The 24,063-nt window shown below is 41.1% G+C and carries 25 protein-coding genes and 3 tRNA genes; 6 read left to right on the forward strand and 22 right to left on the reverse strand.

The annotated features are described in order from the left end of the window. Nucleotides 1-64: 64 nt before the first annotated feature. The 5 genes from JOD17_RS13635 to rpmG all read right to left on the reverse strand — a co-directional run bounded on the left by JOD17_RS13635 (nt 65) and on the right by rpmG (nt 3,442). Complete coding sequence (locus JOD17_RS13635) at nt 65-1,630, reverse strand: rhomboid family intramembrane serine protease (RefSeq protein ID WP_204698423.1); 1,566 nt, start codon at nt 1,628-1,630, stop codon at nt 65-67. A 76-nt stretch (nt 1,631-1,706) separates the two neighbouring features. Next, a complete protein-coding gene (locus tag JOD17_RS13640; RefSeq protein WP_169963144.1) occupies nt 1,707-1,889 on the reverse strand; it encodes a hypothetical protein in 183 nt (60 codons plus the stop codon). 45 nt (nt 1,890-1,934) lie between these two features. Then, nucleotides 1,935-2,681: a DUF92 domain-containing protein gene (locus tag JOD17_RS13645; RefSeq protein WP_204698425.1), complete on the reverse strand. Its 747-nt coding sequence runs from the start codon at nt 2,679-2,681 to the stop codon at nt 1,935-1,937. Continuing rightward, nucleotides 2,678-3,241, reverse strand: a complete 564-nt coding sequence (locus tag JOD17_RS13650) for a 5-formyltetrahydrofolate cyclo-ligase (RefSeq protein ID WP_204698427.1) — start codon at nt 3,239-3,241, stop codon at nt 2,678-2,680. The genes JOD17_RS13645 and JOD17_RS13650 overlap by 4 nt, the downstream gene beginning before the upstream one ends. Nucleotides 3,242-3,292: 51 nt before the next feature. After that, nucleotides 3,293-3,442 carry a 50S ribosomal protein L33 gene (gene rpmG / locus JOD17_RS13655; protein WP_042413522.1) on the reverse strand — a complete coding sequence of 50 codons (150 nt, stop codon included), beginning with the start codon at nt 3,440-3,442 and terminating at the stop codon, nt 3,293-3,295. A gap of 125 nt (nt 3,443-3,567) precedes the next feature. Here rpmG and JOD17_RS13660 point away from each other — a divergent pair, with 125 nt between their 5' ends. Together JOD17_RS13660 and JOD17_RS13665 are read left to right on the forward strand one after the other, a co-directional pair. Further along, the gene (locus tag JOD17_RS13660) at nt 3,568-3,912 is read left to right on the forward strand and encodes a hypothetical protein (protein WP_204698429.1); all 345 of its coding nucleotides are present in this window, start codon (nt 3,568-3,570) and stop codon (nt 3,910-3,912) included. Nucleotides 3,913-3,914: 2 nt separating this feature from the next. Beyond that, the gene (locus JOD17_RS13665; protein ID WP_204698431.1) at nt 3,915-4,370 is read left to right on the forward strand and encodes a hypothetical protein; all 456 of its coding nucleotides are present in this window, start codon (nt 3,915-3,917) and stop codon (nt 4,368-4,370) included. Nucleotides 4,371-4,425: 55 nt separating this feature from the next. Here the strand turns inward: JOD17_RS13665 and JOD17_RS13670 are convergent, their stop codons facing one another. The 10 genes from JOD17_RS13670 to JOD17_RS13715 all read right to left on the reverse strand — a co-directional run bounded on the left by JOD17_RS13670 (nt 4,426) and on the right by JOD17_RS13715 (nt 13,842). Continuing rightward, the gene (locus tag JOD17_RS13670) at nt 4,426-6,459 is read right to left on the reverse strand and encodes a peptidoglycan D,D-transpeptidase FtsI family protein (RefSeq protein WP_204698432.1); all 2,034 of its coding nucleotides are present in this window, start codon (nt 6,457-6,459) and stop codon (nt 4,426-4,428) included. Nucleotides 6,460-6,543: 84 nt separating this feature from the next. Beyond that, nucleotides 6,544-7,824, reverse strand: a complete 1,281-nt coding sequence (locus JOD17_RS13675) for an MFS transporter (RefSeq protein ID WP_204698433.1) — start codon at nt 7,822-7,824, stop codon at nt 6,544-6,546. Nucleotides 7,825-8,347: 523 nt separating this feature from the next. Further along, nucleotides 8,348-8,959: a superoxide dismutase gene (locus JOD17_RS13680; protein ID WP_204698434.1), complete on the reverse strand. Its 612-nt coding sequence runs from the start codon at nt 8,957-8,959 to the stop codon at nt 8,348-8,350. 272 nt (nt 8,960-9,231) lie between these two features. Continuing rightward, a tRNA-Ile gene (locus tag JOD17_RS13685) sits at nt 9,232-9,308 on the reverse strand. 5 nt (nt 9,309-9,313) lie between these two features. Beyond that, a tRNA-His gene (locus JOD17_RS13690) sits at nt 9,314-9,389 on the reverse strand. Nucleotides 9,390-9,409: 20 nt separating this feature from the next. Continuing rightward, nucleotides 9,410-9,486, reverse strand: a tRNA-Met gene (locus JOD17_RS13695). 63 nt (nt 9,487-9,549) lie between these two features. Then, nucleotides 9,550-10,041 (reverse strand): DUF456 domain-containing protein, encoded by a 492-nt coding sequence (locus JOD17_RS13700; RefSeq protein ID WP_204698435.1) that lies wholly within the window; start codon nt 10,039-10,041, stop codon nt 9,550-9,552. A gap of 18 nt (nt 10,042-10,059) precedes the next feature. Continuing rightward, nucleotides 10,060-11,676 carry a Na/Pi cotransporter family protein gene (locus tag JOD17_RS13705; RefSeq protein WP_239575543.1) on the reverse strand — a complete coding sequence of 539 codons (1,617 nt, stop codon included), beginning with the start codon at nt 11,674-11,676 and terminating at the stop codon, nt 10,060-10,062. A gap of 372 nt (nt 11,677-12,048) precedes the next feature. Beyond that, complete coding sequence (locus tag JOD17_RS13710) at nt 12,049-12,699, reverse strand: NfeD family protein (RefSeq protein WP_204698437.1); 651 nt, start codon at nt 12,697-12,699, stop codon at nt 12,049-12,051. A gap of 240 nt (nt 12,700-12,939) precedes the next feature. Then, complete coding sequence (locus JOD17_RS13715; RefSeq protein ID WP_204698439.1) at nt 12,940-13,842, reverse strand: DUF1002 domain-containing protein; 903 nt, start codon at nt 13,840-13,842, stop codon at nt 12,940-12,942. Nucleotides 13,843-14,027: 185 nt separating this feature from the next. Between JOD17_RS13715 and JOD17_RS13720 the strand changes: the two genes are divergently transcribed. Both JOD17_RS13720 and ispG read left to right on the forward strand, forming a co-directional pair. Continuing rightward, on the forward strand, nt 14,028-14,399 hold the full coding sequence (locus JOD17_RS13720; protein WP_204698440.1) for a hypothetical protein: 372 nt from the start codon (nt 14,028-14,030) through the stop codon (nt 14,397-14,399). Nucleotides 14,400-14,579: 180 nt separating this feature from the next. Beyond that, nucleotides 14,580-15,695 (forward strand): flavodoxin-dependent (E)-4-hydroxy-3-methylbut-2-enyl-diphosphate synthase, encoded by a 1,116-nt coding sequence (gene ispG / locus JOD17_RS13725; RefSeq protein ID WP_204698441.1) that lies wholly within the window; start codon nt 14,580-14,582, stop codon nt 15,693-15,695. A gap of 32 nt (nt 15,696-15,727) precedes the next feature. On the opposite strand, the gene JOD17_RS13730 is transcribed toward ispG, so the two are convergent. The 4 genes from JOD17_RS13730 to JOD17_RS13745 all read right to left on the reverse strand — a co-directional run bounded on the left by JOD17_RS13730 (nt 15,728) and on the right by JOD17_RS13745 (nt 18,352). Further along, nucleotides 15,728-16,123, reverse strand: a complete 396-nt coding sequence (locus JOD17_RS13730) for a hypothetical protein (RefSeq protein ID WP_052360883.1) — start codon at nt 16,121-16,123, stop codon at nt 15,728-15,730. Nucleotides 16,124-16,262: 139 nt separating this feature from the next. Then, nucleotides 16,263-16,670 (reverse strand): Fur family transcriptional regulator, encoded by a 408-nt coding sequence (locus JOD17_RS13735; RefSeq protein WP_042359492.1) that lies wholly within the window; start codon nt 16,668-16,670, stop codon nt 16,263-16,265. A 54-nt stretch (nt 16,671-16,724) separates the two neighbouring features. Further along, a complete protein-coding gene (locus JOD17_RS13740; protein ID WP_204698442.1) occupies nt 16,725-17,585 on the reverse strand; it encodes a metal ABC transporter permease in 861 nt (286 codons plus the stop codon). After that, nucleotides 17,582-18,352 carry a metal ABC transporter ATP-binding protein gene (locus JOD17_RS13745; protein WP_204698443.1) on the reverse strand — a complete coding sequence of 257 codons (771 nt, stop codon included), beginning with the start codon at nt 18,350-18,352 and terminating at the stop codon, nt 17,582-17,584. The genes JOD17_RS13740 and JOD17_RS13745 overlap by 4 nt, the downstream gene beginning before the upstream one ends. Nucleotides 18,353-18,474: 122 nt before the next feature. Between JOD17_RS13745 and JOD17_RS13750 the strand changes: the two genes are divergently transcribed. Beyond that, nucleotides 18,475-20,016 carry a Ppx/GppA family phosphatase gene (locus JOD17_RS13750; protein ID WP_204698444.1) on the forward strand — a complete coding sequence of 514 codons (1,542 nt, stop codon included), beginning with the start codon at nt 18,475-18,477 and terminating at the stop codon, nt 20,014-20,016. On the opposite strand, the gene JOD17_RS13755 is transcribed toward JOD17_RS13750, so the two are convergent. Beyond that, nucleotides 20,007-21,371: a two-component system sensor histidine kinase NtrB gene (locus JOD17_RS13755; RefSeq protein ID WP_204698445.1), complete on the reverse strand. Its 1,365-nt coding sequence runs from the start codon at nt 21,369-21,371 to the stop codon at nt 20,007-20,009. The two genes, JOD17_RS13750 and JOD17_RS13755, sit on opposite strands and share 10 nt — an antisense overlap. A gap of 168 nt (nt 21,372-21,539) precedes the next feature. Here JOD17_RS13755 and JOD17_RS13760 point away from each other — a divergent pair, with 168 nt between their 5' ends. After that, entirely contained in the window at nt 21,540-21,794 is a 255-nt protein-coding gene (locus JOD17_RS13760) for a DUF2624 family protein (protein ID WP_169963175.1), read from the forward strand. Between the two features lie 5 nt (nt 21,795-21,799). Here the strand turns inward: JOD17_RS13760 and JOD17_RS13765 are convergent, their stop codons facing one another. Continuing rightward, on the reverse strand, nt 21,800-22,699 hold the full coding sequence (locus tag JOD17_RS13765; protein ID WP_204698446.1) for a deoxyribonuclease IV: 900 nt from the start codon (nt 22,697-22,699) through the stop codon (nt 21,800-21,802). Then, nucleotides 22,700-23,986 (reverse strand): DEAD/DEAH box helicase, encoded by a 1,287-nt coding sequence (locus tag JOD17_RS13770; protein ID WP_204698448.1) that lies wholly within the window; start codon nt 23,984-23,986, stop codon nt 22,700-22,702. Nucleotides 23,987-24,063: the final 77 nt, after the last annotated feature.

The following is a 24,063-nucleotide window of genomic DNA, read 5'->3' on the forward strand; positions in this document are numbered from 1 at the left end:
AAAAAGTTACGACGTCTAGTAAACGTCGTAACTTTGATGATTTAATGAATACGTGAGAAGATATTTACCCTTCCATCCGCTCATAGAAATCCTCATAATGAGAATTGTCCGGGTTCATCTCCATCGCCTGCTCCACGTACTCACGGCCTTGTTCTGCATCACCGAGTTGATAGTACGTATACCCTAAGTTGTACACCGCTTCATGGAATTCAGGATTCCCTGCAACGGCTTGCTCATAATAGTGCAATGCTTCTTCATAATTGTGTCGACCCACTTCACTGTTACCAATGACGAAGTACGCTTCGGGAGCTTCTGTATGATCAATTACTTCAGACATCACATCATACGCCTCGTCAAAACGCTCTTCTTCCATTAATTCTTGGCTAATTTGCATTTCCACAAGGGGTAGTGAACTAACCGAAGATTCACTAACGTACCCGTATGTAAAAACACCTGCGGCAACGACCACTAATGCGACCGCTCCAATGACTCTTCGTAATCCGTGTTTAACGTGCGGTAACTGGACGATGGATGCGGCTAAAAACCCGCCAAGTAATCCGCCCATGTGCGCACCGTTATCAACCATCGGAACAACGGTTCCAAAGACAATATTAATCGCTAAGATGATGAGCAAGCTTTTTCCCATCGTCTTAAAGAACAAGTCACGATATACGAGACCAAAGTATAATAACGCTCCAAAACAACCGAAGATTGCTCCACTTGCACCTGCTGATACTTGGGATGTGAACGCATAACTCGCAATTGAACCGACAATTCCAGCTGCGAAATAAATAAACACAAATCGTCCGGTACCATAAATTCGCTCAACCGCATTCCCTAAGTAAAACAGCGCTAATGCGTTCATTAACAAGTGAAAAATGCCGATATGCAAAAACATCGATGTGACAAAACGCCATACTTCCCCGTTGTCGATCGCTGGATTGTACTTTGCCCCAAAATCAATCAACGCTAACACGTCTTGAGAACTAGCGAGCGTTTCAATAAGAATAAAGACGGTTGCGATGAGTACGAGTAGCACCATCGTAAACCTAGGCTTTCCGTAGGCGAAAACTTTTTGAATTTCTTTTTGTTCACGTTCCAACTCATCGAGAACTTCAATGCGCTTTCTCGTCACTTGATGCTGTTTTACTTGTTCGTGATCAGGCAACATCTGCTCTTTTGTCGGAAAGCCTTCACTTGCCTGAATGGTTTCTAAAAAGCGAGTGATGTCGTCCCCATGATGTGCACCAATTGAAGCGGCAAACAATTTTGTGATAACAGGCCGCTTCTTGCTTGCATCTGTATAAAGAATTTCATTCGTTTTCTGTTGCCAATTGTCTACTGGTGCAATTGACGTTACGTAGAGATGATAGTAATTCACTTCTTTTTTTCTTGGTGGTTTCTTTAGCACTTGAAATTGATTGGCCACTTCTTTCATGTGGTCTTCTAGACCACGACTGTACGCCATATCAATCTTAGACATACTGATGACCGTAACGTCGTGGTCGGTCTCTCTTTCAAGCCATAGTTGCTTACGATCGCCACTCACGTGTAAGGCTTTAAAGTTATTCTTAGTAACGAGATGATGGGCGAGTTCCCAAAAGAGAACGTCTTGATCTCTAACCTCCATTGCATTCATCCTTTATCTATTCATTCCCTTATCTCTAATACTAAGGCAGTTGACGAATAGTTGCGAACAATATCTCCTATTGAAATGGAGAATAACGTGCTAACATTCTCCGACGAATCGGTTTTATGTTCATCATCGTAGAAATGATAAAACGTCTTCTCGCTTCATTCATAAGTAATTTATTAATAAACACATGTCGGTATTGATAAAGAATCGTCGTAACGACCATTACGAGTAGAAAACATAGTAGTCTTTTCATTGCTCATCACCTTTTTCTTTTTAGTTTGCTTTAAAAAGAAAAACACTATACAAATAGCAAAGTGATGAGCGCCGCCGAACTCGTACATATGAAGTTGACGACATTATTGGTGATCTTTGGTACACCACGGCCGAACACCGTTTGCCTTTCACAGTGATGCTTGTCCTCTGTTAAGTCACCGCAAACGACACAACGACGTTCTTCTTGAATAAAAGCACCAACGACCGTATCAATAAACGCACCGATAAATCCAGCCAACGTAATAATCACAATTGAAATGGCAGGTAACGAAAACAATGCAAAACCTGCAATCGCGATAAGGAAACTGCCAGCTAGACTAGCGATCGTCCCAATAATCGTCATCGCACCCGAACGACCGATTTCATCTTTGGAAATTTGTCTTAAATGAAACGGTTTTCCGCCATAACGCCTTCCAATTTCAGTGGCCCACGTATCGCTCGTCGCAGCAGCAAGTGATGCTAGAAAAAGGTACACCGCAATGTCGCCAAAAAAAGGCACGAGCAAGGCTGCGACAGCTGCAACTCCGCCATTAGCGAGCACTTGAAGCGATGTTCGTTGTTCCTTTTCACGAGTAAACGAAGAAGCTTTTAACCTCCCTAACACCGTACTCGTAATAAAAAATAACGCTAATATGATTAACCCTTGAACTTCGAAGAAATAAGCAATTAATACCCCGATCAAAAACGCAGTCAGTGCGCCTAAACCTGTTAACGATTTAAAACGATACGCAACGATGGCAATCAGAGCAATTGCACTACTATATATCATCATCCTTTATCACCTTCAATGATTAAGTGATCCACACGTTGGTCATGAGGCTCTTCATGGACCTTCTGTTGTAATTGAAAATCATATAGCAAGCTAATCGTCGCAATGCTAGGATACTCTTCTAGAAATGTATCGTAATAGCCACCGCCATAGCCAATTCTATATCCTTTATTGTTGAAGGCAACACCTGGCACGACTGCGACATCAATTAACGCTTTGTCGATCTGTTTTGCTGTCGTTGGGTCCGGTTCTAACACACCGAACGAAGACGTGACTAAGTTTTCAAAGGATGAAAGTATGTAAAAATCCATCAGTCTTGCTTTAGAGCACGTGACCCTCGGTACGACAATCGTTTTTGACAACGACCATAGCTTCTCGATGAGTGGCCTCGTCGGCAACTCATGTGCCATGCTTATTGTTAGCGCCACTGTTTTCGCATCTTGAATAATTGGTTGCTTCATGAAGCGCTCATATAATGGTTCAGCTCTTTGTTCTAACTCATCATCTGTCATTGTTTTAAGAGCATTTAGTATCGATTTACGAAGAATTTCTTTTTCATTCACCGTATCCTCACCTTTTTTCCATATAAAAAGAAGCAGCAAAAAATCTGCTGCTTACTTCGTTTCACGGTGGAGCGTATGCTTTTGTAGTCTTGGACTATATTTCTTAAATTCAATACGCTCTGGATTCGTACGTTTGTTTTTTGTTGTTATATAGTTGCGGTCACCCGTTTCCGTGCATGCAAGTGTTACTTGAACGCGCATCCGTATCCCTCCTATCATCGCAATCATACCAACATATACTAACAGTTTTTAGGCAATAAATCAAGATGAAGTTGTACACATCACGTAGTATAATGGCACTATCGTTAAAAAAAGGGGGGATCTTGTTGGACATTGTCGTTATTATCTTATTAAGTCTAAGCGTCCTCTGCTTTATTTTGTCTATAATAAAGCAAAAACAAGACGTCAAACAAGATCAATCGGTTGAGCAGCATACGTTGCAACTTATGGGTGATGTGTATACGTTACAAACGAAAGTAGAGCGACTTGAAGAAGAATTATTAGTCACTACAACAAAAAAAGAAAAACAAACGAGCTCATTGCACCAACTAAAACAGACGATCGCTGAAAAAATCTCACACGGTCATTCAGTATTAGAAATTTCTAAACAACTACAACTAAGTGAAGATGAAGTGCTACATCTGCTTCCTTCATCGCTAAAAGGATCGTAACGATGACATCTCACACATTACGAGGACTTGCATCTGGCTTGTTCATTGCAGCAGTTGTTGTCATTTCGTTTCAATACTTCTTCCAAGATGACAACGAAAGTGACGCGATCTCAGAAACCGCCCGTCCTGCTGCTCCGACGAGTTCAATTGATGACTATACCGATGAAACACTATACAATGCATTGCTCGAGCGAGACTATGATTTCCCTGTCTCAGAAACTGAACGGATTGTTGATGAACAAAATGAAGAAACGGTACTTTATGTCGTTATACATGAAGGGATGACGAGTGACGACGTTGCACAACTACTCGTTGATAGCGGCTTCATAAGCACAACGAATGAATTTATTGAACCGCTTTATGAACGAGAACGACAAACGCAAATCCAAACCGGTCTTCATAACGTAACCAATGAGTACTCGATCGATGAGATTATCGAGACATTCACAACACCTTAACCGAATTAGAAAATGCCATCAAAGTTTAGCTACTTTGATGGCATTTTCATTTCCTTTATGCTTCTGGGTCACCGTATATTTCTTCTTCATCTTCTTCTTGTTCTGGATTACTTCGATCTTCTTGTAAATCGAAATACGCTTGAAGCGATTCGCGTGCAATATGGTTCGCAATCCCTTGTCTTCCACCCGCACGTTCGAGTGCTACATTTGGTACGACAACAGCAATCGCTACTTCTGGGTCATCAAAAGGAGCATATCCTACGAACGATTGGTTGTTTCCGTTCATACCATTCGTCATAATTTGAGCTGTTCCCGTCTTACCAGCCGCTTCATACGTAGCAGAATTAAAGTAACTATTCGCCGTCCCGCCTCCTTGGCCACCAACGCTAATCACTTGTCTCATTGCCGTTTGCATGCGCTCAAAATCGGCATCTGTATTATCCACGGTATTTAATACTTCTGGTTGACTTTGTCTTACGATTGCTCCTGAGTTTTCTTCCCCGTTACTCGGTTCACGAATTTCACGAACGAGTTGAGGTTTCATACGTTTTCCACCGTTTGCCATCGTTGCGGTATACTGCGCAAGTTGCATTGGTGTGTACGTATCATATTGTCCAAAGCTTAAGAACAATACCTCACCTTGTTGGTTGTTTCCAATTAAACCCGTTGATTCACTCGGTAAATCAATTCCCGTTTCCGTTCCTAATCCAAACTGTCGGTAATGATCCCGCAGTGCTTGATAAGACTCTGATAATGCGCCCCAACTATTCGTAGACATGTTATAATCCGCAAGTCTCATTGCGATTTCTGTCATATAAATGTTCGAGGATCTTCGGATGGCATCGATATCGTTAATGTATCCCATCGTCTGCCAAGAACGAATGGTCGGCGAGCTTGGGATTGTAATCGGTGCATCTCGAACGACCGTGCCGTGATCAACAACTCCGTGATGATAACCAGCTAACATCGTCGCCATCTTCACCGTTGAACCCATTTCAAAGGTACTCGTCGTCGCACCCAGGTTTTCACCTTCATATCCTGCAATCGTTAAAATCTCTCCTGTGTTAGGTTCCATCATAATGACATACGCTTCTCGATCGGCAATAAATGATCCTGTCATTTCTTGATTGATAATCTCTTCTACTTCTTGTTGCAATGCCATATCAATCGTTAAGATTAAATCATTGCCACGACGACCAGGATCTGTCGTTACATTTCCTTCTGCATCCGTTCGCATGACTGCTTTTTCGCCACGTAACACATTTTCATACTGTGACTCTAAAAACGACGTGCCGACCGTGTCGCTTCGTTCATATCCACGACCAACATACCCATCCAACTGTTCTGCTGGAATGCTACCTGTCCCACCAAATAGGCGTCTAAATGAATTACCGTAAGGATAGATTCGTTCAGAATCTCGTAAAATATCCGTCCCTGGCATATCATGCAAAACTTCACCGAGTCGATGCGCTTCTTCTTCACTTAAATTTCTTGCAATTCGATTCGGAGAATAATTGTATCCGCTAAGCATCTCAGCCCAAATGACAACTGCTTGTTGCTCTTCATATGCAAAGCTATCTGCAATCTCTTCTTCGTCTAATCGATTTAATTGCAATTGATAAAACTCATCATCGTCCAATTCGTTCGCTTCTTGATCTGTCGTTAGACTAGAAACGTGTGTCGAGATCGGTCCGTCTTCTTCCATAGAACCTTTGTAAAGATAATAATCTTTCCATTCTCTTGCATTCACAGATTCAATTTGCTCATCTTCAATGTTTAAATAGTCCACGAGTTGATGCGCAATTTCATAACGCTCAAGATCATTACGCGGTGTATTTGTATACGTCAAGGATAGTTGCAAATCGTTATCTACAACGACATTGTCATAGCGATCAATCATTAACCCCCGCGGTGCATCCACATTTGCTGTTTGCTCTTCTTGTTGACTTAGCATTAAATCGTAAGACTCGCCTTCAACAATTTGAATATAGCCTAGCCTTAAAATCAACACAGAAAATAAAATAAACACACCGAAAAATAGCACATTTAATCGAAAAGGGATGTGATTTTTTCGTCGATCATTCACCATTATGTAAGCTCCCCTCTTGTGTGTTCAACATAACCGTTCTTATTGTATCACGAGGGTCTTTAGCGATAAACGACGATTTTGTGACTACGACTGCCGCTCTGCATCTTCCATCCCTTTTGATGAGAACTCTTGTTGTTTTTTCGCAGCTCGTCCAAAAGCGATCGGACGGATGGCCATATATAAAAACAAGTGCCCTGCACCAAAGAGAAGCAAGGTAAACATAATGCCACGCTCTTCACCCATATATTGGACGGCAACCATAAATCCAACAATTGAAAACGCACGTCCAGCGTTTAAAAACCATTCGCGCATCACTAGGTATTCAACGCGCATAGAAGCAGCTTTATACGCTTTCCCGATAATGTCGTACGTCATTGAAACGTAAGGAACGAACACGAGTGGATATGCAAATGAAATGATCATCCCATAAATAAGCAGGCGGGTAAACGTCTGATCGCCGATGATGATAAATAGTGAAAGATAAAGCAATAACGCACCAATTAAAATACCACTTTTACGATACTTTGCTTTTAAATAGCGACCAACAAGAAAGTATGCAAAAAACGAAATCGCTGACGTAATCAATCCATACGTCCCAAGCGCCATCTCACTTCCTGTCGTCGTATAAATCCAAATCACTATAATAAAAACAAAGACACCTTCTCTTAACCCTTGAAAAAAATGCGCAAAGAGAATCCTTCTCCAGTTATCATCTTCATGGCGTCGTTGCCACACACTACTAATCCTGAAAATGCCTGACGAATTTCTGCGTTTGAAGTAAAACGATAACACGACCGCAATCGCAAACAATAATAGAGAAATTGCGAAGATCGTCTGGTAGCCAACAAACCCAGGAAAATAGTGAATAATGATCCCGGCTGAAAATGGCCCAATCATCCCCGCAAACGACGAGAACAACCCTAAAAACCCGTTAAAGACATCTCTCGTCTCAGGCTCTGTAATTTCAAATGTTAATACGTTAAACGCAAGCCAATAAACACCAAAACCAAGACCTAAAATCGCTCCGAGAATGATAAGCATCTGACTGGCATTTGTTCCAGCTAGTAACACAACTAAATAAAATACTGCTAGCATTCCAACCCCAATCCGTAAGACCGTCGTACGATCAAGGCGTTTCGTCAAGCGCCCCGCTAAAAAAAACGCCAGCGGCTGGAATAGTACCGAAGCTAAATTGTACAAAGCTATCGCTAAAATATCTTCAGATTGCTTCCATAAGTAAACGTTCACAAACGTATTAGAGAGCGCTGTACTTAATGCATACAAGCCCCCCGTAAGTAGTAACAACTTAAAGTCTTTATTATGATAAACGAAGTCTGGAATTAAATTCTTTAACCACAACCGCATCCGCCACCTCACCTCGAAAGTAGCGTGTGCAGATGCAAGGTCAATCATACATGATTTTCCAAAAAAGACTTCTTGGAATGATGTAATCTACCCTCAAATCAGACACCGAATATTTTCATAGGTAAGCGTTAATTTGATCCTTGTAGATGAGAGTGTAAAAAACTGACGAGGATTATCCCTGCATGCTTCTCTTGCTCCATACTTGGTTTGTCTTGCTACACGCCTAGCTTCTCTTGCAACACGCACCGCTTCTCTTGCTACGCGCACCGCTTCTCTTGCACCACGCTACACGCCTCTTGCTACGCGCACCGCTTCTCTTGCACCACGCTACACGCCTCTTGCTACGCGCACCGCTTCTCTTGCACTACGCTACACGCCTCTCTTGCTACGCGCACCGCTTCTCTTGCACTACGCTACACGCCTCTTGCTACGCGCACCGCTTCTCTTGCACCTAACTTTGCCTTCTTGCTTGCTCTACACAAAAAAAACGAAGACCGATTGGTCTTCGTCTTATATTAATCCATTACTTTGCTTCGTCGAAGCGACGAGCAACTTCTTGCCAGTTTACAACGTCCCAGAATGCCGCTACATAGTCTGGACGACGGTTTTGATAGTTTAGGTAGTACGCGTGCTCCCAAACGTCAAGACCGAGTACAGGTGTTTTACCTTCTGTAAGTGGCGAATCTTGGTTTAGTGTGTTTTGGATTTCAAGGTTGCCGTTGTTCACAACGAGCCAAGCCCAACCAGAACCGAAGCGGCCTAGTGCTGTGTTTGTGAACTCTTCTTGGAATGCATCGAATGTGCCCCATTTGTTCTCAATAGCAGCGAGTAGGTCTCCAGATGGCTTGCCGCCACCTTCTGGGCTAAGGATTGTCCAGAACAACTTGTGGTTAGCATGGCCACCACCGTTGTTACGTACTGCTGTACGAATGTCTTCTGGAACCTTATCAAGGTTCGTCACAAGATCCTCAACAGATTGGCTTGCAAGACTTTCGTGTCCTTTAAGCGCATCGTTAAGTTTCGTTACGTACGTGTTGTGGTGTTTCCCATGATGAATGTTCATTGTTGTCTCATCAATGTGTGGTTCCAACGCATTTGCTGCATATGGAAGATCGGGAAGTTGATAATTAGTCATAATAAATCTCCTCCTACGAATCGATTGTAATGTTAAATTTGAGTATGGTAGCAATAACATTCATCATTGCTATTCAACTTACCTCAATTTTACATTAGCAAAGCACCTAACTTTTGGCAAGTAAATTAACTTCGTGCGCTTATAGTTTTGCTTCCCTACATCTTTATTTACTAAACATATTTTTTCATGAAGCTAGTATCGCTATTTTTATAAACACTACTATAAAATAAAAAAACCATTAACAATCGTTAATGATTTGAATGATTACGATATGGTGGACCCTGTAGGACTCGAACCTACGACCGGACGGTTATGAGCCGTCTGCTCTAACCAACTGAGCTAAGGGTCCAAACATGGGGCGGCTGATGAGAATCGAACTCACGAGTGCCGGAACCACAATCCGGTGCGTTAACCACTTCGCCACAGCCGCCATATTCGCAATTATGTAATTGGTGGCGGCGGAGGGAGTCGAACCCCCGACCTCACGGGTATGAACCGTACGCTCTAGCCAGCTGAGCTACACCGCCATGAATTGGACATTTGCTAATATACCACACAAAACTATATGCCGCAAGCTAAATTCTAATAATCTACCAAATTAATGCAGCGGCTACTAGAATCATGCCGACAAAAATTAGTACAAACTTACCGATCACTCCACCGATAAATCCGAGCAATGACCCAAGTCCAATTTGTGATAACTTCTTAAGATTACGGCCGCCTGCTATCAGTTCACCAACAATTGCACCGATAAAGGCACCGATCAACAAATTGAATAACGGTAAAGGAATAAGAAGTGGGCCGAGAAGTAACCCGACAACACTTCCCCATACCGCAGCTTTTGATCCGCCGATTTTCGTAATGCCGTAATAACTCGTTAAAAAGTCAATGACGAGCATTAAAACGACGAGAATACCTTGCGCTGTATAGAAAAACCAACCAAAATAATCAAAGCCTGTATAAAGAGCTAGAAAAACGAGTGAAAGGATATACGCTGGTGCACTCGGTATGATTGGGTATACCACACCGATGATTGCTAACGCAAAGCAAACAATTGAAAGTACAATCCATACGATATCCATCTCACTCATCTCCTTCTATTACTTCTCTTCATTTAAAACAGCTTCAGCAATGTTCACCGAGTGGTCACCGATTCGCTCTAAGTTACTTACGATATCGACGAACACGATTCCTGCTGAACCAGAACAACGACCTTCATTCATACGCATAATGTGCTTCTTACGCATTTTACGTTCCATCTTGTCAATTTCATCTTCTTGTTGTTCGGTTGCACGAGCAGCTTCAACATCATGATGCTCTAATGCATAGACAGCGTCTTTCAACGTTTTACGTGTAAGAGTAAACATTTCTTCTAAATCTGCTTTTGCATCTTCAGATAATATTACTTTGTTTTTGATTTGATAGTCAACGAGTTCCATAATGTTTTCCATATGATCACCGATTCGTTCAATGTCACGTACAGTATCGAGCAACATCGTATGCGTGAATGAATCATCACTTGAAAGTGATCGGTTAGAAATTTGCATTAGATAATCTGTAATCGTGCGATCAAGATTATTAATGGCTTCTTCATATTGGATCGTTCGTTCCGCATTTTTACGATTGTTCGTATGCAGATACTTGAGCACTTCTTCTAATCCTAGTTCAGCAAAGTTCGCCATACGTAGTGTTTCTGCACGTGCTTGACCAAGTGCAATCGATGGCGCTCGTTGTATGAACGTCGGATCGAGGTGTTTCGCTTTGTACTCAATCTCTTCACTCTTGCCTGGTATTAATTTCGTTACAATCGTTGCTAGTACACCGATAAAGGCAACTTGTAGCAATAGATTTGCAACGTTATACGTACCGTGAGCAAAAGCAATCGTCATTGGCGGTGATAAGTTTAACGTTTCTTCAAACCAAACAATAAGGTTTGTAAACGGTACGAGTAGAATCATAATGACGGTAGCACCAATTAGGTTAAATATAACGTGACTGAGTGCTGTACGCTTCGCAGCGACACTTGCTCCAATTGAAGCAATGACAGCTGTGATTGTCGTACCAATGTTGTCACCGAATAATACTGGCAACGCTGCATTTAAGTCCATCGCTCCTGAATCGTAGAAGCTTTGAAGTAAACCAATTGCTGCTGTAGAACTTTGAATAATAGCTGTAAACACCGTACCGACAATAACACCGAGAATTGGGTTATCACTCATGCTAAGCGTTAACTCCGCAAAAAAGGCGTTGTCTTTTAGTGGTTCTACACCATCACCCATAAATTCAAGCCCTAGGAATAGCGCACCAAAACCGAATATAACTTGTCCTATGTTGTTCAATTTTTTGTTCTTAAAGAAGAAAATAAAGAATGTACCTAAGAAAATAATCGGTAGTGCGTAAGCAGAAATGTTAATCCCGATAATGATTGCTGTCGTTGTGGTACCAACGTTCGCACCCATAATAACACCAATCGCTTGCGTCAGTGTCATAAAACCTGCATTAACAAGTCCAACGGTTAATACAATTGTTGCCGTACTTGATTGTAGTAACACTGTTACAACAATCCCGACAAGGACTCCTTTTAATGGATTTGATGTGAAGCGATCCAAAAGATCTCGTAAGCGATCACCGGCAATTTTCGTTAAGCCGTCGCTCATAAACTTCATACCAAATAAAAAGATTCCTATACCCCCGAGAAATAGAAACAGGAGATCCATTACGTCCAAACTCCTCATCCCTTCAAAACCTAGTATTAGATCGTTTACCCAAAATCGATCATACGTGTCAATTATTAATGTATCATCAAAGGTTTGTAAAGATTATGTAAAGATTATCATACGATTCTTTTTTCCGCATATAATCTCACTTCCTTTATTGTACATTTTTGAATTGTATATACCATCTATCTTTATACCTGACTCCAAGTTAGGTTGCCCAAAGATCCTCTCCACGATGCAAAGATCCCTTTATACATCAGAAGATTCTACTGTTTTGAGACGTTCTATTTTGTAAATACGCTACTTCGGTAGGAACCTCTACGACCATTTAATCGTTTACTTAAAAAAAGAACCCTCAACACTGAGGGTTCTTTACACTTCTTCTTTGTTTTCTTTCGGAATCTCCGCAATTAAAATCCGTGTACCATCAACAGACTTCACTTCAACGTCAACGTTCGCTTTCAACCAACTGGCACCTGTCGTTGCGCTGTACGGTTGTCCTTCAATTTCCACGGTTCCTGTAGGTCTGAAATCACTAAGTGTCTTCCCTGTTTTTCCAACGAGATCACGATACGATTCATTCATCGAATTATAGCCTTCTTCACTAGATAACGTATCTTTAAATGTCATCTTCGTCCACAGTTCACGTCTAGGGAACACTTTCATAAATAAAAACGCTCCAGAGCCACCGATTAACACGCCAAAACCGACGAGAACAGAATACAACAAGTCTGGTGCTGGAATCGCTAAACCGACAATCATTAGCCCTACACCGAGTGCAGAAACCATCCCATCTCCAAATAACTTACCATCTATAAGAATTAACGTTAAACCGATCAAATACGCCCCAACGACCCACGCATTGCCTAATCCGTCTAAATGATGAGCAAAATAAAGGGTAATTAATACGACACCAACCACACCAAAAATCCCTCGTGACTTCACGAGCAATTCTCCAATTAGAAACATCGTGGCAAGTACAACAACGAGAAAACCGACAAAACTGTAATCCAACCAAGCCATCTTTATACACCCCTCCCAAAACGTTGCTTTCTTTTCTATACGTAAAGAAGGCTAAAACGGTTTCATATCTAAGTATATTATAGCAAAAAATGCTTTATTCTGCACAATCTCATCATCAAATAGACGTTCCTTTGTTTGAATATCGTTTATTATTATTCATTGACTTCTCGTGTAACAATAAAACCCCGAAACCGTTATACGAATCGTATAACGGTTTCGGGGTTTTATACATTATATTATTTAAGAACCACTCGAAGATTCACTCTCGTTTGAGTTGAACCAATCAGCAATCGAATCGATTAATTCACTAAAGAAATCCATTACCGATTGAAAGAAATTCTGTGTTTCTTCTTGACTTAACCAATCACCAATATTATCGCGAATCTGATTCACTTGCTCTCCTAATTGGTTCCAATCAATGTTTAAATCTTGCATTCTCATAAATAAAGAGACAAGACCGTCCAGTTCTTCATCCGTTAATTCAATGCCTAAATCTGAAGCAATACGTTGAATGAGTGCTCGTAAATCATCTTCATTTTCTACATTTTCTTCTGCAATGGTTTCTTTAATTTGTGTGACTAGTTCTGTTGCTTCCTCCATACCAATCCGATCACCAAGTTCACCCGTCTCTACCATTTCTTCATTCGCAATACGCATCCGTTCTTCTGAAAGACCATCCGCTTCTGAATCATACGCCTTTAGAATACCCGTTAATGCACCCGTGCCTGAAATGGATGACGGTGCAGTAACATAAATGTCTGCATCCTCTACACCTGCTGTCACAAGTGCATTTGCATACATTCCTTCAGATACCCAGTTAATGTTATTCGTTTCTACATTAACACCTGTGCCTGGCTCTTCGATCGTAATGCGTGCAGATGATAAAGCGTTGCTCCCAATTTTTCCAGCTGGGATGTATTCACCTAAATAATCATGTTCTTCTGCGTTTGAGACCGTTACAATATTGGCGTTTTCATCACTGCCCATTTCTGCTAATAAACTCTCTCGTTGAGCAGGTGTTAAGTCTTCACCGAGCGTTACAATGACATCTCCTGGACCTGCATCCGCGCTCGCAGTTTGTGGAACTGCAAAACTCGATCCGATTAATAAAGCTGCCATCCCCAAAATTGAAAGTTTTTTCATTGGAGTGTTTTCCCCCTGTCAAATTCCGTTCTATTCTTCTTTTCGGTTCTACCACACGTCTTGTGAAATGAAAAGAAAATCTGAAGCTTTTTTATATTTTCACAGCATTTTTCCACAAGACAAGCATATACTTATACATAGATAAGTTATTTATATAGTCGTTATTCGAATGGAGAGGTTACACGATGAAAAAATGGATTTGGGTTGCGTCAATTCTACTCGTTGCTGTTGCCGTCTATTATGATTTGTCACGTGGGAGTTTGCCAGTAGAAGGTTCATTTATAAATGAAGAACCCGCTACAGCAGATTCTGTAGAACAAGATGAGGCAGATCATGTTGAAGAAATAGCTCCACTGCCTGATCGAATTGTTGATACTGTAGCCATTGAGGTTGAAAGTGGACAAACGCTACTCACCATACTCGAACAACTCCATGAAGAAGCGATCGTTATTTCTATTGAAGACATTAAACAAGACTTTGAAACGTTAAATGATGGCACGGAATATGAACAATTAAAAGCTGGAGAGATTTATACATTTCCTATCTATGGACAATAATTGTGAACGAGATATTAAGGTTGACGCTCTTAGCTTGCCAATACACATGAGGCGTTGCTACAATGAGTAGAGCAAGAAGTCATCGACATCGACTGCCGTTTGACTTCTTTATGATATGTTAAACTTTTAAGCAGGACTTCCTGTTATAAAGAATAGCGTCATTAAAGGGGCGAAGGAATAATGAGTGAACTAACCCATCGTACGAAAACGAGGCCAGTTAACGTCGGTAACCTTGTAATCGGTGGTAACGATGAAGTCATCATCCAAAGTATGACGACAACAAAAACACATGATGTGGAAGCGACCGTCGCTGAAATCAGCCGTCTAGAAGAAGCTGGTTGTCAGGTTGTTCGTGTTGCATGCCCTGACCCACGAGCAGCAGATGCACTTGCTGAGATTAAATCTCGCATTAACATTCCGCTCGTTGTCGATATTCATTTTGATTATCGACTTGCATTAAAGGCCATTGAAGCCGGTGCAGATAAAATTCGTATTAACCCAGGAAATATCGGTAAGCGTGACAAAGTTGAACTTGTCGTAAAAGCTGCGAAAGAAAAAGGGATTCCAATTCGAATCGGCGTTAATGCTGGTTCATTAGAACGTCACTTACTTGAGAAATATGGCTATCCGACAGCAGATGCGATGGTTGAAAGTGCTCTTCACCATATTTCGATTTTGGAAGAACTCGATTTTCATGACATTATCGTTTCGATGAAGGCCTCAAACGTTGATCTTGCAGTTGAAGCCTACGAAAAAGCAGCGCAAGCGTTTGACTACCCTCTTCACTTAGGAATCACTGAATCTGGGACACTTTTTGCAGGTACAATTAAAAGTGCCGCTGGACTTGGAACAATTCTAAGTAAAGGAATCGGTAACACAATGCGCATCTCCTTAAGCGCTGATCCAGTTGAAGAAGTAAAGGTAGCTCGTGAACTTCTGAAAACATTCGGTCTTGCATCTAATGCGGCTACGTTAATTTCTTGTCCAACTTGCGGGCGAATTGAGATTGACTTAATTAGCATCGCTAACGAAGTTGAGGAGTATATTTCTCACGTAAAAGCACCTCTTAAAGTAGCTGTCCTTGGCTGTGCGGTAAACGGACCAGGTGAAGCTCGAGAAGCTGACATTGGAATTGCTGGTGCAAAAGGCGAAGGTCTTCTCTTTAGACACGGAGAAATCATCCGTAAAGTACCAGAAGAAATTATGGTTGATGAATTAAAGAAAGAAGTCGATAAACTCGCTGAAGAGCATTATCAAAAATTACGAGATCAAGAAGCAGCGAATTCTACGACATAACAAAAGAAACCCCGTACGGGGTTTCTTTTGTTTTACATAAACGGTGCAAACAGAAATGTCATGAGAATCGAGAGTGCACCGATCCCGATCGCCCACCATCCTAGACCGACAGCTCCTTGCTGGCGAGCAAAAAAACCAGTTACGATCCCAGCGGCACCTAATATGACAGGAAGAAAAAAGAGGGAAACAATCGACATAATAATCGCTGCTGTACCTAATCCAGCTCCCACAGAGCTACGACCCTTTTCTTCATCTGTCTCCAAATCGCTGTCACCTGGACCTGTCCGGTCCATGCGGTAATCTAGATTCGGTGAGCTGACTTCCGCGGAGGTTTCTTCCATATAACCTTGGTTGTAGTTATCGATGAGTGGGTCCGTCATTTCACGTCTTTCTTCTGGACGCTCATTGTAACGTTCATCATCTGCCACCTACATTCCCTCCCTACCCGGCTCAAGCGGGCATTACTATTATGTGATGATCATGAAGATTTATGCTGACAACTTTATAGGGAATTTTTGGTTTCAACAAAAAATAAAGACCAATCAAGCTGTTCTGCTTGATTGGTCTTTATTGACATGTCTTGCAATAGCCGAATACTTCAAATTTGTGACTCGTTACAGAGAAATCATCTTGGGACAACCTCATCTGCTCCATCGGACATGCATCAATGTGCTTCGTCTTTCCACAAGTTAAACAAATCATATGATGGTGATGGCTTCCGATACAGCTTAATCGAAAACGCTTCTCCCCTTCCCATTCACTAGCTTCTAAAATGCCAATTTCAGCGAATAGAGATAAATTACGATAAACTGTATCAAAGCTCAAACCGTTATATTTTTCTTGCATAAACACGAGCACTTCTTTAGCTGGTGTATACCCATCACGTTCACTTAAAAACTCAATGATATCTTTACGTTTGTCAGTATACTTGTATCCGGAAGACTTCAACGAGTGAATTGCCTTAGTTACATTCATTTTGTACCTCCAAGATCAAACATTTCATCACAATTATAGCAAATGATACAAACTTTATCGATTTTGAACGTTTCGATTTAAAGATGCTTTTACGATTTTATTTTTAAGTAAGCTTAGAAGCAAGATGATCACTGCAAAGACGACAATGACCCCACCTGGAGCTAAATCTAAGTGAAAACCGAGAAAGATCCCGCTTAAAACCGAGATTTGACCGAATATGGCAGCGTACACGAACATTTGCTTAAAGCTCTTCGCCCACTGCATCGCACTTGCGACAGGTAATGTCATCAATGCCGATACGAGTAGAATTCCGACGATACGGATTGACGCTGCAATAACGAGCGCTACTAAAATCGAAAATAATAACTCCAACCATTTGCCTTTTAGTCCTGAAATAGCTGCTTGCTCTTCATCAAACGATAAGAAAAACCATTCTTTATAAAAGACAAACAATAACACTAATACGATGACCGCTATAATGATAATCGTCATTAAGTCATTGCTACCCACCGCTGCAACGCTACCGAATAAATAAGAATATAAGTCCGTGTTAAATCCATCTGCCAAAGAAATAAAAATAACAGCAAGTCCAACGCCAGCAGACAAGATAATCGGAATCGCTAACTCTTTAAAGTGCCCATAAACCGTGCGTAACTGATTAATAAAGAGAGAGCCAATTACTGCGAATACCATTCCCATATAAATCGGATCATATAACGAAAATATGGCAAAGAAGTTCGCTAATAATAAGTGTAAGGCGATCCCTGTTAACGTAATGTGTGAGAGTGCATCGGCTACGAGTGACATCCGTTTTACAACGAGAAACACACCGAGCATTGGTGCAATAAGGCCAATTAATACTCCAGCAATTAATGCATTTCGTAAAAAGTCATATTGAAAAAAAACATCGATCATTTCGCAATTTCCTCGTGTTCATGAATGATATGTTGGACATCATAACCGTAAAGAGAAGATAAATTAGGATTCGTTTCAAATTCATGCGCAGTACCGTGAAAATGAATGGACTTGTTCAAACAAGCAACATTTGTGACGTACTTTGTCATCGTCCCAACATCATGGCTAACGAGTAAAAGTGTTAGTCCTTGATCTTGATTTAATTTACGAAGCAAATCATAAAATCGTCTTGCAGAAGTCGCGTCGATCCCAACTGTCGGTTCATCTAAGATGAGTAATGTTGGTTCGCTAACGAGTGCACGCGCAATTAGAACCCGTTGCTGTTGTCCACCAGAAAGCTTCCCGATTGGTTGTTTTGCATAAGCATCCATCTCAACTGTTTTTAGTGCTTGCATCACTTTATTCCGGTCATTGCGTTTCATAAAACGAAATAAACCAAGTTGGCCAAAAAGCCCCATAGATACAACTTCAAAAACAGTTGCTGGAAAGCCTGCATTAAATCGATTCGCGCGTTGAGAAACGTAGCCGACTTTTGACCAATCATCAAAACGATGAAGTTCTGAACCGAATAACGAAAGTTTTCCAGCTTGCGGTTTTATTAAGCCCAGTATACACTTGATTAATGTAGATTTTCCGGAACCGTTTGGACCGACGAGTCCTAAAAACGACCCTTCTTCGATCGATAAGTTCAAGTTTTGTAATACGGGTCGATCTGTATATTGGTAAGTTAAATTGTTTACTTCAACGATGGTTGATGCTTTTGCCATCATTATTTCCCCCTAGTTTCAAAAAAGCAAAGAACTACAAACGTAATCATTACGATTTACTTTTAGTAGTATAACGCACATCGCCATCTTTGTAAACGGAATGGTTGATTGGAGGTTTAAGTATGATTGAACAAGAGCGAATGGCCATTATTGATGTTGGTTCTAACTCCATTCGCCTCGTTATTTATGGAATTGATGCAAAACGACGTTATCGATCGTTATACAATTTAAAAATTGCTGCACGTCTAAGCGAGTATTTAAATGAAGAAGATGCATTAAAACGCGAGGGTTTTATCGTATTAACACAAGTGTTTACACAATTTAAAGCGGTTTTGGATGCTCAGAATGTAAATCATGTGGAAGCTGTCGCAACTGCTGCCATTCGACGAGCAACGAACCAACAAGATATATTGCAACATATTAATCAATCAATGGGGATTACAATCCGTGTCCTTTCGGGGGAAGAGGAAGCTTATTACGGGTATTTAGCCACAATTAACAGTACAAATATTAAGGACGGACTCATGTTTGACATGGGAGGAAGTAGCACAGAAGTTGTCTATTTTAAAAATCGTGAAATTGTCGAATCGTATAGTTTCCCGATTGGTGCGCTAACACTTGCAAAAATGTGGAACGAAGATCAAGCTTCCATGAAGCGGATCCGGCACGTTGCTCATGAACACTTCAGGCAACTTTCATGGTTAAAGAAACTGGGTGTCCCTTTAATCGGTGTCGGCGGAAGTGTTCGTCAATTAGCGGCGGTTCACCGCAAACGCCAACAGTACCCCGTGTCGGGATTACACCAATATGAAATGACGGACACTCAACTTCATGATACGTTTCACTACTTACGCAAAATTCCACCGGTTAAACGTAGTGAAATTGCCGGACTATCACAAGAACGAGCAGGAAATATCGTCCCTGCTGGACTCTTTATTGCAGAGTTGATGAGGCACACAGAAGGCAAAAACCTCATTATTAGTCGTAAAGGGTTACGTGACGGAATCCTCTATGACAAGCTCTTGCAAGACCGACAAACGAGGCGCTTCGTCAACGTAAAAAGAGAAACCATCTATCAACTGATGAGAGAATTCAACTTATCGGACACGTATGGGAAAGCCGTATACTCTCTCGCTCGTTCCTACTACCACTTGCTGTTCCCTAATGACACTGATGAAGAACGAGCGCAAATTGAGCAATTGCTTTTATTTAGTTCTCATCTGCGGATGCTCGGGCATTACATCGATGAAGAGCATGCCCATGCCCATACGTTGAATGTCCTCATTAATCGGTCACTCGATGGCTTCACTCACGAAGAACGAATTTCTTTAGCGCTTTTAAGTTCTTTCACATCGATCAAACGACTAAGAAAAAAAGCGCTACAGTATAAGCGCATTCTACACGGGCGTTGGATCAGGAAACTCGAGATTCTCGGTGCTATTATACGAATGGCCGCTTCACTTTACGTTACTGGGCGAGAAATCATCGCTAAAGTAGAACTTAAAAATGTCGGTCGTAGTCGTTACTTGCAATTCGTCTTTCATGTAAAAAAAGGGGAAAGTTATTACTTCGAGCAACAACATGCCACCCTTTCGTTACGACAGTTAGAGCGGGCAACAAAAACGAAATACCGGATGATCTTCACCGAAGAAGATCAATCGTAAAACGGTAACATTAACGTTACGACCGTACCAACATTTACTTCACTCTCAATCTTAAACGTTCCGCCATGATCTTCAATTAGCTTCTTCGATAACGATATCCCGATGCCTGTTCCTTTGTCTTTTGTCGTTGTGAACGGCTCTCCGAGCTTATTGAGGATCTCGGCTGGAATTCCAGAACCATTGTCGGCTGCTTTAATTCGATAATGGTTACTAACGATGTCAGAATGAATGTTAAAACGCTTGTTCAAAGCCTCTTCAGAATAAGCTTCTATTGAATTACGAAGTAAATTTAAGATTACCTGTTTAATCATCGTCTCATTCATTAGAATTTTCCGATCTGTTTCTTCGAACTTCGCTTCAAAGACGACATCTTTCAAAAGACATTCTGAACGTATGATGTCTTCTACTGAGCGCATGACCCCCATTGGCGCTTGCAATTTCCTTTCAAACTTCCGTCTAGACATAGATAAGAAGTTCTCAATAATTACATTCATACGATCAACTTCTGAGAATATCGTATGACTGTACTTGTGAAAACTGTCCGTAAGCTCTGACAGTTGCAAAAAACCACGAATGACAGACAAAGGGTTTCTAAGCTCATGAGCCACTCCCGCTGCTAAGTGCGAAACCGATTCCATCTGTTGGCGATATGCGAGTAAACTTTCATACTTTAACTCTGCACTTTCATCAAAGATAAAACCGACCACTTCTTGATGTCCAGCCAAATACACACTATGTGCAACTATTCTTACATCTTCACCAGATACGAACCTTTTTGTACTATCTTTACGCGTCCATAACGTCTCCATAATGCATTCATACATAATTCGACCATATTCCGATTCTGATTGTAATGATGCAATTGGCAACTCTGGTAGTAAATACGTATTTTGAGAAAAGACTAAGTTCTCAAATTGATGATTTAAATCGGTAATCGCTAACTGGTGATTCACTCGTATAATCCCACACGGAAGTTGCTTCATTAATTGCGTAAACGCATTCGCTTCTTCTAATTGTTCTCTCGGTTGACTTTGTCCAACTAAATAAAAACGACCAGAAGCATATTGACCACGATAAAAAACACGGTACTCTTCGCCATGAAACCGATGAACGAGTGTTGCTTCATGCGACTTACCATCCTCAAACATGCGCTTAAGAAAAGTCATCGCCTTTACCCACTCATCACCAATTAGTGAATGAAAAAACGGCTCTGTTTCATTAAAAAAATTACGAGCATCATGATTCTTATAATTAATGCTTCCATTTTGTTCTACAATGACGCGTAATTCTCTACTTAATGCTTGAAAAATATCCTTTTCTTCATCGATCACTTGTAGTTGTGCTGGACTTTTCATATGCTTATTCTCTCCTCATATGAACAATTCCTGAATCTGTATATTGTAAGTATACTAAATCTTCAATTTTATGAATAGCATATTTGCTAAATTATGCGATTTTCTGGAATTCTTTGTTACTAGCCAAGCCCATTATTGCATACACTACTTTTAAAGGATGTGATCGAAATGTGGATGGGTATTATTCAACAATACATTAAAAACATGTCACCTCAACAGTTAGTTAGTATGGCACATGAACGAGGAATTGACATTACGATTGATGAGGCTAGTAAGTTGCTACACTTAGCACGAACCGAAAAAGTCAACCTCAAAGACCAAGCCTCTGTGCATGCCTTTATTAATAAAGTCGAAAAAGCAACATCGAAAGAACATGCGATGCTGCTTCATGACTTATATGCGCAATTTGGTCATCGATTATAGCGTTTTTACACGCCCATAATCTTTTCTTTGACTTGCTCATCAAAAGACGCTTCTTTAAGCATGTTGATTTCAAAACGGTACGGAGGACGCTTGTCCTTCTTCTCTTCCCCAACATACGGTGTCTCAAGAATCTTAGGAACGTCTTTGACAACCTCATGATGAACGATGTAATTTAATGCATCGAAACCGATATGACCAAAGCCTAAGTTTTCATGACGGTCTTTACGAGCGCCTTGTGGGTTTTTACTGTCATTCACATGTAAAACTGCAAGGCGATCGAGGCCGATGATGGAGTCGAACTGTTCCATGACTCCGTCAAAGTTATGGACAAGATCATAACCTGCATCGTGAACGTGACACGTATCAAAACAAATCGTTAGCTTCTCATTGTGTGTCACACCGTCGATGATTTGTGCTAACTCATCAAAGCTTCTCCCACACTCTGAGCCTTTGCCAGCCATCGTCTCAAGCGCAATGTTTACGTTTTGATTTGGGTCAATTACTTCGTTTAAACCTTCAATGATCTTGGCAATCCCTTTGTCAGCACCTTCCCCGACATGCGCCCCTGGGTGCAACACGATTTGTTTTCCACCTAGTGCATCTGTTCGTTCAATCTCTGATCGTAAAAACCGTACACCAAGATCAAATGTTTCTGGCTTAACAGAATTGCCGATGTTAATAATGTAAGGCGCGTGAACGACCAATTCCTCGATGCCGTTTTCTTTCATGTGTGCTCGTCCTGCTTCGATGTTTAGCTCTTCAATCGCTTTGCGACGTGTATTCTGAGGAGCACCGGTATAGATCATCATAGCACTTGCGCCATAACTTGCTGCTTCTTCACTTGAACCGAGCAACATTTTCTTTCCGTTCATAGAGACGTGCGAACCAATCTTCTGTAACGCCATTTACTTTCTCCTCCTGCTATTGCTCTTTTCACGTAACTTTTTCTTATATCCTGGTTTGATATCTTTTTTCTTAACCGTTGGGAGTGGCGCTTGGTCTGTACGAGTTCTACGCTTCGTTTTTCCAGGAGCATAACCGCTACCGAGTTGTTCAATTTCTTTCCATTCGCCGTTCTTTAGGTCAAGATAATGGAAGAAAAATCGTTGTTGTTGAAGCTTATGAAGCGCAGGATAATCTTCTTTATCAACAATCGTATATACATCCCCGCTTAAATCTTTTCTCGCGGTACGACCGGCGCGATGCTGATAGTACTCCAACTCTTTTGGAATGCGAACATTGATCACGTGAGACACACCTTCAATATCCATTCCTCTTGCAGCTAGATCTGTACAAACAACATATGGTACAGATGCCTTGACGATCTTACGCATCGCTTGTTTTCGCTCTCTAGCACTTAAATCCCCGTGTAACGTCTCCGTTTCAATTCCGTTTTCAATGAACAGTTCTGTTAAGCTGTCTGCTTCTTTCTTCGTATTCACGAATACTAAACAAAGAAATGGTCGAAGCGTTTGTGCAATCTCTACAGCGAACTTCTCGCGATTACGACTCTTTAGTGGCATTAAGTAATGCTTTAAGCCTTTTGGAGACGGTGTATTTGGTTGCACATGTACGTGGCGAGGATTGTTCATATATTTCTTCAAAAACGGCTGTAATTTCTCTGGAATCGTGGCAGAGAATACGAGCATTTGTAGACCATCAGGCATGTACGACGCCACTTGATCCACTTCTTTAATAAAGCCCATATCAAGCATTTGATCGGCTTCATCAATGATTAATGTTCGTACTTGATGAACGCTTAAGGCACGCTCTTTACAAACGAGATCATTTAAACGTCCAGGTGTTGCTACAACGATATGTGGCGGACGTTTTAGCTTGTCAATCGAACGATCTTTATCTGTACCGCCAATTACACGCTGAATTCTTACACCAGCGTAAGCATCCGTTTGGATTAAATCTCTCGTCACTTTGTAAATTTGCTCCGCTAACTCTCGCGTTGGTGCAGCAATGACGACTTGTAATTCATCCATATCCATTTCAAGTTTGCTTAAAATTGGTAGAACAAAAGACAACGTTTTTCCAGTTCCAGTTTGCGATTGTCCAATCGCATCTTTCCCATTTATAATAGCCGGAATTAAGCGTTCTTGAATTTCAGTTGGACGGGTAATCCGATCTGCTTCAAGCTTTTCTGCTAATTCCTCGTGAATGTTTAATCGTTTCCATGCACTCATTGTGTGTTCACCTCAAAGTTCTCGTGTCTTGTATACGTTCGACACATCATTTTATTTTACCATAGATGAACTTAAAA

Origin of the sequence: Geomicrobium sediminis (assembly GCF_016908595.1) — a bacterium.
Classification (GTDB): Bacteria; Bacillota; Bacilli; order Bacillales; family Marinococcaceae; genus Geomicrobium_A; species Geomicrobium_A sediminis.